This window comes from Sphingobium sp. CFD-1, from assembly GCF_024611115.1.
GTDB lineage: Bacteria > Pseudomonadota > Alphaproteobacteria > Sphingomonadales > Sphingomonadaceae > Sphingobium > Sphingobium baderi_A.
In genome coordinates this window covers 1929129-1941798 of record NZ_CP084398.1, presented here as the reverse complement: position 1 = coordinate 1941798, position 12670 = coordinate 1929129, and the positions used below count along the sequence as shown (strand labels likewise).

The following is a 12670-nucleotide window of genomic DNA, read 5'->3' as shown; positions in this document are numbered from 1 at the left end:
GGCTTATGCCCGCCCTTGTCACTTCCGCCATCGTTTGCGCCTTGCGTTCCCATGGGGAGCATGGGGCGATTGCGCGGTTGTTGACGCCCGATCACGGGTTGATGGCGGGCTATGTGCGAGGCGGGCGGTCGCGGGCGATCCGCCCGGTGCTGTTGCCCGGCAATGCCGTGAAGGCGGAGTTTCGGGCGCGGACGGAGGATCAGCTTGCAGGCTTGACGGTGGAGATGGCGCATAGCCGCGCGCCCTTGCTGGCGGAGCCGCTGGCGGCCGCCGCGATTGATTGGGCCTGCGCGCTGACGGCGGCGGCCCTGCCGGAGGGGACGCCCTATCCGGCGCTGTATCAGGCTCTGGACGGCGTGCTGGGCGCGGTGGAGGCGGCTCCGGCGGCGCGGGGATGGGCGGTGGCGCTGATCCGGTATGAATTGCTGATGCTGGCGGAACTGGGCTTTGGGCTGGACCTGACGCGCTGCGCTGCGACGGGCGGTGGCGAGGATCTGGCCTTTGTCAGCCCGCGGAGCGCCGCGGCGGTGAGCCGGGCGGCGGCCATGGGCTATGAGGACAGATTGCTGCCGCTGCCGCCATTCCTGATCGAAGGAGGCAGCGGGGAGTGGGCCGAGATATTGGACGGGCTGCGGCTGACCGGCTTTTTCCTGGAACGATCAGTGTTGACGGAGCGGCGCGCCGATGTGCTGGCCGCGCGGGAAAGGCTGGTCGACAGGCTCAAAAGGGCGGTTGCGTAACCGGCGGCGGCTTCATATGGCGGCGGCGACAAAAAGTTCAGGAGTTGTGCCCATGTTGATCGCCCTGTTCCCCGGAGACGGTATCGGTCCGGAAATCGTCGTGCAGGCAAAGCGCGTGCTGGATGCGCTGGCGATCGAGGGCATGACCTATGAGGAAGGGCTGGTCGGCGGGGCTGCGTACAAGGCCGCCGGGCATCCGCTGCCGCCGGAGACGCTGGAACTGGCGAAGCGGGCGGATGCGATCCTGTTCGGCGCGGTGGGCGATCCGAGCTGCGACTCGCTGGAGCGGCATTTGCGGCCGGAGCAGGCGATCCTTGGACTTCGCAAGGAATTGGGGCTGTTTTCCAACCTGCGTCCGGCGAAGGTCTTTCCTGAGCTGGCGGGTGAATCCGCGTTGAAACCCGAAGTGGCGGGCGCCATCGACCTGCTGATCGTGCGGGAGACGAATGGCGACGTCTATTTCGGGGAAAAGGGCTTTCGCAAGACGGCCGACGGGCTGCGCGAAGGCTATGACATCATGTCCTATAATGAGGCCGAGGTGCGCCGGATCGCCCATAGCGGGTTCCAGGCCGCGCGGGCGCGGCGGGGCAAGCTGTGCTCGGTGGACAAGGCCAATGTGCTGGAGACGAGCCAGCTCTGGCGCGACGTGGTGATCGAGGTTTCGGCGGACTATCCCGACGTGGCGCTGAGCCATATGTATGTCGACAATGCCGCGATGCAGATGGTGCGCGATCCGGGCCAGTTCGACGTGATCGTGACCGGCAATCTGTTTGGCGACATTCTTTCGGATCAGGCGAGCATGTGCGTGGGGTCCATCGGGATGCTGGCTTCCGCGACGCTGAATGGCAGCGGGCAGGGGCTGTATGAGCCGATCCACGGCTCCGCGCCGGACATTGCCGGGCAGGGCAAGGCCAATCCGTTGGCGACGGTCCTGTCCGCCGCGATGATGCTGCGCTATTCGCTGGGGCTGAATGCCGAGGCCGACCGGATCGAGGCGGCAGTGGCGAAGGCTCTGGCCGGCGGGGCGCGCAGCCCCGATCTGGGCGGAACGATGAGCACGGTGGAGATGGGCGACGCGGTTCTCGCGGCGCTGGCTTGAGGATAGAGCGATGAAGCGCAAGAGCGGGCAGGACCCGGACATCACGAAGAACTGGAAGCCCGCGACGCTGGCGGTGCGCGGCGGTAGCGCGCGCACGGAATATGGCGAAACGTCCGAAGCCTTGTTCCTGACGAGCGGCTATTGCTACGACCGGGCCGAGGATGCAGCGGCGCGCTTCGCGGGCGAGCAGCAGGGCATGACCTATTCGCGGCTCCAGAACCCGACCGTCGAAATGCTGGAAAAGCGCATCGCCCTGATCGAAGGGGCGGAGGCGTGCCGCGCCACCGCTTCGGGCATGGCGGCGATGACGGCGGCGCTGCTGTGCCAGCTTTCCGCAGGCGATCATGTGGTGGGCGGCAAGGCGCTGTTCGGATCGTGCCGCTGGCTGGTCGATACGCTGTTGCCCAGGTTCGGGATCGAGACGACCACAGTGGACGCCCGCGACAATGCGGCGTGGGAAAAGGCGATCCGGCCCAATACCAAGCTGTTCTTCTTCGAAACGCCCGCCAATCCGACGATGGACATCGCGGACCTGAAAGGCATTTGCGACATCGCGAAGGCGCATGGCATCGTGACGGTGGTGGATAACGCCTTCGCCACGCCCGCGCTGCAGCGGCCGATGGAGTTCGGCGCGGACGTGGTGGCCTATAGCGCGACCAAGATGATGGACGGGCAGGGCCGGGTGCTGGCGGGCGCGATCTGCGGCACGGAGGATTTCATCCTCAACACGTTGCTGCCCTTTCACCGCAACACCGGGCCGACGCTCTCCGCGTTCAATGCGTGGGTAGTGCTCAAGGGGCTGGAGACGCTGGACCTGCGTATCCGCAAGCAGAGCGAAAATGCGCTGAAGGTCGCGCGGTTCCTGGAGGAACGCCTGCCCAAGGTGCTGTATCCGGGGCTGGAGAGCCATCCCCAGCATGAACTGGCGATGCGGCAGATGGAGTTGGCGGGGCCGATCTTCTCACTTTATACCGGCGGGGGGCGCAAGGAAGCGCATGGCCTGCTCAACGCGCTGGAACTGGTCGACATCAGCAACAATATCGGCGATTCGCGATCGCTGATGACGCATCCGGCCTCTACCACCCATTATGGCATGGCCGAGGAGGCGCGGCTGGAAGTCGGCATTACCGAGGATATGCTGCGCCTGAATGTGGGTCTGGAAGACCCCGACGACGTGATCGCCGATCTCGATCAGGCCTTGCGCGCGATAGGGCGTTGACGCGGCGGGGGATTAGAGCGCATTCGTGAAACTGTGAACGCACTTTTCCCCTTTCATGCCACGACGCGCGACATCACGGTCCATGTGGCCGTGACCTTCCTGCCCGAACAGTCGGAGCCGGATCGGGGGCGCTGGTTCTGGGCCTATCATATCCGTATCGAAAATGGCGGGGATCAGCCGATCCAGCTCCTGACGCGGCATTGGGTCATCACGGATGGACGCGGCGGTCAGCATCGGGTCGATGGCGACGGCGTGGTGGGCGAGCAGCCCGTTGTGCAGCCGGGCCGTAGCTATGATTATGTGTCGGGCTGTCCGCTGGGCACGCCGACGGGCTCGATGAAGGGGCATTATCATATGATCGGAGCGGACGGCCACACGTTCGACGCGGCGATTCCCCATTTCGCGTTGATTGCGCCCGCGGTGGCCGAATGAAGCGCACGCATTTGCCGCTCAACGGCCTGCGCGTGCTGGATGCGGCGGCACGGCATCTGTCCTTCACCCGCGCGGCGGACGAACTGGCGGTGACGCCGGCGGCGGTCGGTCAGCAGATCCGCGCGCTGGAGGATATGCTGGGCGTCGTGCTGTTCCGCCGCACGCCCAAGGGGCTGGAGCTGACCCCGGAGACGGAGGCGGGGCTGGAGGCGCTGCGGGCCGGATTCCTGGAGTTCGAGGAGGCCGTGCGCGCCATTCAGGCGGGCCAGTCCAGTTCCTCGCTCACCATCGCAGCGCCACGCGACATCACGGCGAAATGGCTGCAAAAGCGGCTGGCGGCCTATGCGGCGAGCCAGCCCGACCTTAAATTCGCGCTGGTGGCGGCGGATGATGCGCTGGATTTCACCGAGGCCAATCTGGACCTTGCGCTGCGTCTGGCGGACGGGCCGGGCGAGCATGAAGGCATCAGGCTGGGCGAGGCGGTGTTCGTGACGGTGGAAGCCGCCGATGGCGGGCCGGCCGGCCGGATCGAATGGCCGGGCTGCCCCCATGGAGACAAGCCCGCGTCGATCCGGGTCGCCGATGGCGGCCTGGCGATCGAGGCGGCGGCGAACGGCTTCGGACGCGCTTTCGTGCCGCTGTTGCTGGCGGAGGCGGACCTTGCCGCCGGGCGCGTGCGACAGGTGGGCGAGCGTAATGTTTCGGCCCTGTCCTATTGGCTGATCGCGCCGCTGCCCCAATGGCGGCAGAAGAAGGTCAAGGCGCTGGTCGAGGCGCTGGTGGGGTAGGCCTTTATGAAGGAGCCCGCGGATATTCCGGCACGCTTTCAGATGGCGTGGAATGGGCACGACATGGATGCCTTTGGCCTGTTGTTCCATCCCGACGCGACCTTTGTGAACAGGTTCGGCACTTATTGGCGCGGCGTGGAGCAGATCGTCGCGGGCCACAGGCGGGTGCACGACAGCATCTATCGCGATTCGACGCTGGAAAATGATGCGCCGGATGTCGATCCGATCTCCGATGACGCGGCGATCCTGCACTTCTGGTCGCGGCTGAACGCTGGTCAGGCGCATCCGGCGGGGCCGCATCGGATCGACACCATGATCCTGGCGGTGGCGACGCGCAGAGCGGGCGAGTGGCGGATTCAGGCGCTTGAGAATGTGACGCTCGTCAATCCGATGACGGGGGAGACGATCCTGCGTGGCTGAAGGCCGTCAGCGGGACGTTTCAGCCAGCAAATTGAGCGCGCGCGTCATCAGGGCGACGAAGCGGGGTTCGTCCAGCCGGGCGGCGGGGTTGTTCCATGATCCGGTTACGGCATACCATGTCCCGTCCCGTGCCTGCGTCAGGAAATTCATCGCCATCACGCCGGGTTCGGAGCCGCCCTTATAACCGAGATAGCGCCAGCGGGCGGCGTCGGCGGGGGCTATGCCGGGATTTACGGCCATGATGGGGAGGGCGTCGCCGCCATGCTGGCGGAGCCAGTCGAGCAGGGCGACCTCATCCTTTGGGGAGGCGAACCATTCGAGGCTGTCTATATGGGCCGGTGTTTCCGCTACGGAGCCGATGTCCACCGCTTTGGCGTCGAGGCGGGCCGCGTTGTCGCGGAGCAGGGCGCGGCGCTCATCAGGGGCGCTGCCCGCATAGCTTTGGCGCAGGGTGGCATTGGCGGGCATTTTGAGCGCGAACGCCTCAGCCGTGGTGAGGAGGGGAAGGGCCGCGTTCGTTTTTGCATGGCCGGTGCGGGGAAGGATGGCGTCGATTTTATCCCGGCCGAGCGCGAGGAGCAGCGTGTCGGCGGCGCTGTTGTCGCTTTCCGCTATCATGGCCGTGGCAAGGCTGTGGAGCGTCATGGGGGCATTCGCCGGATAGGCGAGGAGGCGGCCGGAAAAGCTCTTGTGGGAAAGGGGGATCACATCGCTCCAGCGACGATCGCCTGCTTCGACGGCGCGGGCGAGTTCGGCGAGGATGTAGAGCTTGAAGGAGGAACCGGTCGCCATCTGCCGGTCCGGATCGCGGCTGGCGATCCATTGCGGGCCGCTGCCGGTCAGGCGGGCGATGGCGAAGGCGGTCTGACCGGGCAGGGCATCGATGTCGTTGATGATCTTGATCATGTTGTCGTCGGCCTGTCTCGCGCCGACGATCTGGAGGCCGATGACCCGGCCGGGCGGCTGCGGCGCAACGACCACGGTGAAGCCGACCGTGGCGCGTTCGTAGCGGATTTCCACCTGACCGGCGGTGGGGCCGTTCTGGCGGACGGAACCGAGCGACAGGGGCCTCCCATATTGGCGGCGCAGGTCGGCGGTGAGGGCGCGCCACTGCTCCACGGGGACGGCGGTGAGGAAGAGATCGGAGAAGAAATCCTTCTCCGCCCCGTCGCTGACGAGCAGCGTCATTAACTGATCCGCGCGGGCCTGATAGGCGGGGGCGACCTGCGCGCGGGCGGCGAGGGGGAGCAACGCCAACAGGAGCAGGATCGCAAACCGTTTCACGCCATATCCTCGTTTTGGGACGCTCGTTCAGGAGTGCGTCGGGTAACGGATTGATTTTATGCGTCGATCGCCTCTTCGTCCACCGCCGCCGCATTTTCCTGAATGAAGGCGAAGCGATGCGCCGGGTTGTTGCCCATCAGGCGGTCGACCAGATCGCGAACCTGCTGACGGTCCTCATAATCGTCGGGCAGGGTGATGCGGATGAGGCTGCGGGTTTTGGGGTCCATGGTGGTTTCGCGGAGCTGGCCGGGATTCATTTCACCCAGGCCCTTGAAGCGGCTGACTTCCACCTTCTTGCCCTTGAATTCCTTCGCCAGCAGTTCCTCGCGATGGGCGTCGTCCTTCGCGTAGAGGCTCTTGCCGCCCGCGACGATGCGGTAGAGCGGCGGCTGGGCAAGGTAGAGATGGCCGCGCCGCACCAGTTCCGTCATCTCCTGAAAGAAGAAGGTCATGAGCAGGGTCGCGATATGCGCGCCGTCCACGTCCGCGTCGGTCATGATGACGATGCGGTCGTAGCGGAGATTGTCGGGGTTGCAATCCTTGCGCGTGCCGCAGCCCAGCGCGAGGATCATGTCGGCGATTTCCTGATTGGCGAGGATCTTGGCGGTGTTGGCCGATGCGACGTTCAGGATCTTGCCGCGCAGGGGGAGGATGGCCTGCGTCTTGCGGTCGCGGGCCTGTTTGGCGGAGCCGCCCGCGCTGTCGCCTTCCACCAGGAAGATTTCGGTGCCTTCAGGATCATCGGTGGAACAATCGGTGAGCTTGCCGGGGAGGCGGAGTTTGCGGGCGGAGGTCGCGGTCTTGCGCTTGACCTCCTTCTCCTGCTTGCGCTTGAGGCGCTCGTCCATGCGGTCGAGGACATAGCCGAGCAGCGCCTTGCCGCGCTCCATATTGTCCGTCAGGAAATGGTCGAAATGGTCGCGCACGGCGTTTTCGACAAGGCGCGCGGCTTCGGGAGAGGTCAGGCGGTCCTTGGTCTGGCTCTGGAACTGAGGGTCGCGGACGAAGACGCTGAGCATGATTTCCGATGACGTCATGATATCGTCGGCGGTGATGTCCTTGCCCTTCTTCTGCCCCACAAGGTCGGCGAAGGCGCGGATACCCTTGACCAGCGCGGCGCGCAGGCCCGCTTCATGAGTGCCGCCGTCCGGCGTCGGGATGGTGTTGCAATACCAGCTATAGCTGCCGTCCGACCAGAGCGGCCAGGCAACCGCCCATTCGACGCGGCCCGCGGTTTCGGGGAAATCCTGATTGCCGGAAAAGAACTGGCTGGTGGCGCATTCGCGGTCGCCGACCTGTTCCTTCAGATGATCGGCAAGGCCGCCGGGGAACTGGAACACGGCTTCGGGCGGGGTGTCGTCGGTGATGAGGTCCGGCGCGCATTTCCAGCGGATTTCGACGCCCGCGAACAGGTAGGCCTTTGACCGGGCGAGGCGGTAGAGGCGGGCGGGCTTGAATTTCTGTTCGCCGAAGATTTCGCTGTCGGGGATGAAGGTGACGGAGGTGCCGCGCCGGTTGGGGGCCGCGCCGACCTTTTCGAGGCCGCTGGTGGGCAGGCCCTGCGAGAAGCTCTGGCGATAGAGTTGCTTGTTGAGCGCGACCTCGACCACGGTGACGATGGAGAGCGCGTTCACCACGCTGATGCCGACGCCGTGCAGGCCGCCGGACGTGGCATAGGCCTTGTCGGTGAACTTGCCGCCGGAATGAAGGGTGGTGAGGATCACCTCCAGCGCGGATTTGCCGGGGAATTTGGGATGCAGGTCGACCGGGATGCCGCGCCCGTTGTCGGTGATGGTGAGGCGGTTGCCCGGCTCCAGCGTCACCTCGATCCGGGTGGCGTGGCCTGCGACGGCTTCGTCCATGCTGTTGTCGAGCACTTCGGAGGCGAGGTGGTGAAGGGCGCGCTCATCCGTGCCGCCGATATACATGCCGGGCCGACGGCGGACCGGCTCCAGCCCTTCGAGGACTTCGATGGTGGAGGCGTCGTAACCGGAGGAAGATGCGGGCTGGTTCGCGAACAGATCGGACATGGGAGATAGCTATCGGGCACGGAGGTTTGGCGCAAGCGTCGTGGTATTTTTGGCCAGGGGTGGCATGCGTTCACACATGCGCGCCATGTCCTTCGACATGCCGCTTCGATAGGCTCGGCGGCTACTCAGGACGAACGGAGGATGGAAAGCGGCCAGTCTGCATATCCACCCACACCGGCCTCAAAGGAAAAGGGCCGGTTCCTGTTCGGAACCAGCCCTTCTGTTCGTGAAGCTCAGCGCACGCGCGGGCCGCCGAAGGGGAGCGGCGGGGGCGGGCGGCGAGTGCCGCGCGGCAGTTGCGCCTGATAGGCGCGGCCGCAATGATCAACGCAATAGGGGAAGCCGGGGTTCACCGCTTCACCGCAGAAATGGAAGTCCGGTTCGCCCGGATGGCCGAGCGGCCATTTGCAGATGCGTTCCGTGAGATCGAGCAGCGATGTCTTGTCCGCGATTTCCGGGCTGGGCTTGGCGGGGACGAGACGGCGCGGCGGCGCGGGTGGAATGGGTGCCTGCTGGTCGCCCGGCCCTTGACGCAGAAAGCCGCCGGGGCCGACCGAAATGATGCGCGGCTGAGGCGCGGCGGGTTGCGACGGCGTGGCCGCTGCTGCGCCGGAGGGCGCGGGCGCCGACGTTGCCGCAGCGCGCACGGGCGCGGGTTGCGGCGCGGGCGCGGCGGCGCGCGGCGCGGCTTCAGGCGCGGGAGCCGCAGCGGGTGCGGGTTTGCGCGGGGCAGCGGGCTTCTTCGGCGCTTCGTTCGCCTTCACCGGGGAAGGACGGGATTGCAGGCCCAGACGATGCGCCTTGCCGATCACCGCGTTGCGGCTGACGCCGCCCAGCTCTTCCGCGATCTGACTGGCGGTCAGGCCCTTTTCCCACATAGCCTTGAGCTGGTCGATGCGCTCGTCGGTCCAGGACAATGAAAAACTCCTCACATTCCAAGAATTGCACCCTATATGGGGCGCGAAGGCGCGGGTTCAAATCCGCGCACAACATCCTTGCGGGTTATCCGCCCAGCCGATAGTCGATCCAGCCATGAACGACCAGTCCAAAATTGCAGCCTCTGTCCCTGCCGCCGCGCCTTTCCACGAACCGGGCGTGATGGTCATCCGCAACGTGAACTGGGCGGGCACGCGCGCGCTCTACGCCAAGGAAGTGCGCCGCTTCATGAAGGTGCAGCTCCAGACGATCTGGGCGCCCGCGGTGACGACGCTGATGTTCCTCGTCATCTTCACCCTCGCGCTGGGCGGGGCGGGGCGGCAGGTGCTGGGCGTGCCCTTCGCCGATTTCATCGCGCCGGGCCTTATCATCATGGGCATGATGAACAATGCCTTCGCGAACAGCAGCTTTTCCCTGCTGGCGGGGAAGATGCAGGGAACGCTGGTCGATTATCTGATGCCGCCGCTGTCGAGTAGTGAATTGTTGCTGGCGCTGGTGGGGGCGGCGGTAACGCGCGCTTTTGCCGTGGGTCTGGCGTTGTGGTGCGCGATGGCGCTGTGGCCGGGCGTGCATGTAACCCCGGCGCACCCCTGGGCGATCCTGTGGTTCGGGCTGATGGGCGCGGGGCTGACGGCTTTCATCGGCGTGCTGACGTCGATCTGGGCCGACAAGTTCGACCATGCCGCCGCGATCACCAATTTCGTGATCGGGCCGATGACGCTGCTGTCCGGCACCTTCTATTCGATCGACCGACTGGCGCCGGTGTTTCGGGCGATCAGTCACGCCAATCCGTTTTTCTATGCCATTTCGGGCTTCCGCTATGGCTTCGTTGCCGCAACCGACGGCGATGTGGTGGTGGGCAGCATCGTGCTGCTGGCGCTCAACATCGGTCTTGGGCTGCTGTGCTACGCGCTGCTCAAAAAGGGATGGAAGCTCAAGGCGTAAACGCCATCGTTACCTTTGTCTGCAAAGGGAGATGAAGCAGACAAAGGGGTGATGATGAAGGTTGCGCTGGTTTTCGGGACTCGGCCCGAAGCGATCAAGCTGTTTCCGGTGATCCATGCGCTGAAGGCGCGGGCACATGTGGATATGCGCGTCATCGTGACGGCGCAGCATCGGGGATTGCTGGATCAGGTGCTGGAGATTGCCGGGGTTACGGCCGACGTCGATCTGGACGTGATGACGCCCAATCAGACGCTGGACGGGCTGACGGCGAAGCTGATCGTGGAACTGGGCGCGGCTTTCGATGCGGAAAAGCCGGATCGGGTGGTCGTGCATGGCGACACGCTGACCACTATGGTCGCCAGCCTTGCAGCCTATTATCGCAAGATTCCGGTGGCCCATGTGGAAGCGGGGCTGCGGAGCGGGGACATTCATCATCCCTGGCCGGAAGAAGTGAACCGGCGCGTGGTTGCCTGCATCGCAGACATGAATTTCGCGCCGACCGACGCGGCGGCCGATGCGCTGCGGAAAGAAAATCGCGATGCGAAGGGCATCCATGTCACCGGCAATACGGTGATCGACGCGCTGCTCGCTACGCGGGAGCGGGTGCTGGCACAGCCGTCTCTGGCGGCGGGGCTGGATGGGCTGGCGGCGCGCTTTGCAGGCAAGCGGATCGTCGCCGTCACCAGCCACAGGCGGGAAAATTTCGGCGGCGGGATGGAAGCGATTGCGCGGTCCATCGCCGATATTGCGGGGCGGCCCAATGTCGCGGTGATCTTTCCGGTGCATCCCAATCCCCATGTGCGCCCGGTCATGGATGCGGTGCTGGCGGATCTGCCCAATGTCGCGATGATCGAACCGCTGGATTATCCGCATTTCGTGCGATTGCTGGACATGTGCCATCTGGTGCTGACGGACAGCGGCGGGGTGCAGGAGGAAGCGCCTTCGCTGGGCAAGCCGGTGCTGGTGATGCGCGAGACGACCGAACGGCCCGAAGGCGTGGCGGCGGGCACGGCGAAGCTGGTGGGAACCGACCGGGAGGCCATCGTGCGGGAAGTGCTGACGCTGCTGGACGATGAGGCGGCCTATGGCGCGATGGCGCGGGCGCATAATCCCTTCGGTGACGGCAAGGCGGCGGAGCGGATCGCCAGCATCATCGCGGCGGCATGAAACTGCCCCCCGCCCGCAAGGGATGGGGCGAGGGACATATCCATCTTGCTGTCGGGCAGAAGGACGCGCCGTCAGTGACATATGTGCAGCCGCAACGCATCCCCCAAGGGGCTATTCGCCGGTTAATTATTTTTAATCAAAATCAATATCAGGTCCGCAGGCAAGCGGTCGTTACCGAAATCTTCAGCATTTCCCGGCAGAAACGAAAGCGAAATCACAGGCTTTTCAGGATCGTTTCATGCCCGTCGACACCAAGCAGAAGGTTTCCGTCATTGGTCTTGGCTATATCGGCCTGCCTACCGCCGCGTTGATCGCGCGTGGAGGCGCACAGGTCGTGGGCGTGGATGTCAGCGCGCATGTCGTGGAAACCGTCAATTCGGGCCGCGTGCATATTGAGGAGGTCGATCTCGACGGACTGGTGCAGGGCGTGGTGTCGCGGGGTCATCTGCGCGCCAGTCTTGCAGTGGAGGCGAGCGACGTATTCATCATCGCGGTGCCCACGCCCGTGGCCGAAGACCGCGCGCCCGACATTTCCCATGTGCTCCAAGCGGCGCGGACGGTCGCGCCGGTATTGAAGGCGGGGGACGTGGTGATCCTCGAATCCACCTCTCCGGTAGGAACGACAGAGGCGATGCGCGACCTGTTCGCGCAGCTTCGGCCTGATCTCAAAATGCCCGGCCCCGGCGTTGCGGGCGACATCGCCATCGCCTATTGCCCGGAGCGGGTGCTGCCGGGACGCATATTGGTCGAACTCATCGACAACGACCGCTGCATTGGCGGTATCACGCCGCGCTGCGCGCGCAAGGCGCTGGCCTTTTACCGCCAGTTCGTGCGGGGACAATGCATCACCACCACGGCGCGCGCGGCCGAAATGGTGAAGCTGGTCGAGAACAGCTTTCGCGATGTGAACATCGCCTTCGCCAATGAACTGTCGGTGATCGCCGAACGGATGGACATCGACGTGTGGGAGGTGATCCGCCTCGCCAACCGGCATCCGCGCGTCAACATCCTGCAACCCGGCCCCGGCGTGGGCGGCCATTGCATCGCGGTCGACCCCTGGTTCATCGTGCATGGCGACCCGGAAAATGCCCGGTTGATCCGAACCGCGCGCGAAGTGAATGATGGCAAGACCGACTATGTGGTCGCAAAGGCTTCCGACCTGATCGACGCATTTCCGGGCGAAACGGTCGCCTGCCTCGGCCTCGCCTTCAAGCCGAATATCGACGACTTCCGTGAAAGCCCGGCGGTCAAGGTCGCGGCGCGGCTGGCGCGGCGTTATGGGCGGCGGATCAGGCTGGTCGAACCCTATGCACAGGCGCTGCCCATGGAGTTTGCGGGCACCGGCGCGGAACTGATGGACCTCGATACGGCTCTGGAACAATGTGGCGTTTTCGTCATTCTTGTCGATCATGACATGTTCAAATCCGTCCCCGTGGACGAGCGCGCCGACAAGGCGGTTTACGATACGCGCGGCATCTGGCCGGACCAGCCGCGCCGGATTCCCGAGGCGGCCACAGGGCGCATCGCGATCTGACGGACGCGCCGCCGGCCATCGTCATGGATGCGCGTCCGGTCCGACCGGCGGTTGCCATGCGAGCAACGCGCCGCTA

12 protein-coding genes are annotated in these 12670 nt (G+C 65.2%); 9 read left to right on the top strand and 3 right to left on the bottom strand.

The annotated features are described in order from the left end of the window. Window positions 1–5 precede the first annotated feature (5 nt). Genes recO through LDB26_RS09880 form a run of 6 tightly spaced genes read left to right on the top strand, consistent with a single transcriptional unit; the run spans window position 6 to window position 4698 of the window. Window positions 6–740, top strand: coding sequence for a DNA repair protein RecO (recO, locus tag LDB26_RS09905; protein ID WP_062065983.1), 735 nt, complete (start codon window positions 6–8; stop codon window positions 738–740). A gap of 52 nt (window positions 741–792) precedes the next feature. Beyond that, on the top strand, window positions 793–1839 hold the full coding sequence (leuB, locus tag LDB26_RS09900) for a 3-isopropylmalate dehydrogenase (protein WP_257538272.1): 1047 nt from the start codon (window positions 793–795) through the stop codon (window positions 1837–1839). A 10-nt stretch (window positions 1840–1849) separates the two neighbouring features. After that, window positions 1850–3058 carry a PLP-dependent aspartate aminotransferase family protein gene (locus tag LDB26_RS09895; protein ID WP_257538271.1) on the top strand — a complete coding sequence of 403 codons (1209 nt, stop codon included), beginning with the start codon at window positions 1850–1852 and terminating at the stop codon, window positions 3056–3058. Between the two features lie 33 nt (window positions 3059–3091). Further along, on the top strand, window positions 3092–3490 hold the full coding sequence (gene apaG / locus LDB26_RS09890) for a Co2+/Mg2+ efflux protein ApaG (RefSeq protein WP_021246777.1): 399 nt from the start codon (window positions 3092–3094) through the stop codon (window positions 3488–3490). Next, on the top strand, window positions 3487–4278 hold the full coding sequence (locus LDB26_RS09885) for a LysR family transcriptional regulator (protein ID WP_257538270.1): 792 nt from the start codon (window positions 3487–3489) through the stop codon (window positions 4276–4278). The genes apaG and LDB26_RS09885 overlap by 4 nt, the downstream gene beginning before the upstream one ends. Before the next feature lie 6 nt (window positions 4279–4284). Continuing rightward, entirely contained in the window at window positions 4285–4698 is a 414-nt protein-coding gene (locus tag LDB26_RS09880) for an SgcJ/EcaC family oxidoreductase (RefSeq protein ID WP_062065973.1), read from the top strand. Between the two features lie 6 nt (window positions 4699–4704). Here the strand turns inward: LDB26_RS09880 and LDB26_RS09875 are convergent, their stop codons facing one another. The 3 genes from LDB26_RS09875 to LDB26_RS09865 all read right to left on the bottom strand — a co-directional run bounded on the left by LDB26_RS09875 (window position 4705) and on the right by LDB26_RS09865 (window position 8929). After that, window positions 4705–5982: a class A beta-lactamase-related serine hydrolase gene (locus LDB26_RS09875; protein WP_257538269.1), complete on the bottom strand. Its 1278-nt coding sequence runs from the start codon at window positions 5980–5982 to the stop codon at window positions 4705–4707. 56 nt (window positions 5983–6038) lie between these two features. Then, a complete protein-coding gene (gene parE, locus LDB26_RS09870; RefSeq protein ID WP_062065967.1) occupies window positions 6039–8012 on the bottom strand; it encodes a DNA topoisomerase IV subunit B in 1974 nt (657 codons plus the stop codon). Between the two features lie 233 nt (window positions 8013–8245). Then, window positions 8246–8929: a GcrA family cell cycle regulator gene (locus tag LDB26_RS09865; protein WP_257538268.1), complete on the bottom strand. Its 684-nt coding sequence runs from the start codon at window positions 8927–8929 to the stop codon at window positions 8246–8248. A 115-nt stretch (window positions 8930–9044) separates the two neighbouring features. Here LDB26_RS09865 and LDB26_RS09860 point away from each other — a divergent pair, with 115 nt between their 5' ends. The 3 genes from LDB26_RS09860 (at window position 9045) to wecC (ending at window position 12594) form a co-directional block, all read left to right on the top strand. Then, window positions 9045–9893 carry an ABC transporter permease gene (locus LDB26_RS09860; protein WP_257538267.1) on the top strand — a complete coding sequence of 283 codons (849 nt, stop codon included), beginning with the start codon at window positions 9045–9047 and terminating at the stop codon, window positions 9891–9893. Window positions 9894–9947: 54 nt separating this feature from the next. Further along, window positions 9948–11060, top strand: coding sequence for a non-hydrolyzing UDP-N-acetylglucosamine 2-epimerase (gene wecB / locus LDB26_RS09855; RefSeq protein ID WP_306812065.1), 1113 nt, complete (start codon window positions 9948–9950; stop codon window positions 11058–11060). A gap of 238 nt (window positions 11061–11298) precedes the next feature. After that, entirely contained in the window at window positions 11299–12594 is a 1296-nt protein-coding gene (gene wecC, locus LDB26_RS09850) for a UDP-N-acetyl-D-mannosamine dehydrogenase (RefSeq protein ID WP_062065958.1), read from the top strand. Window positions 12595–12670: the final 76 nt, after the last annotated feature.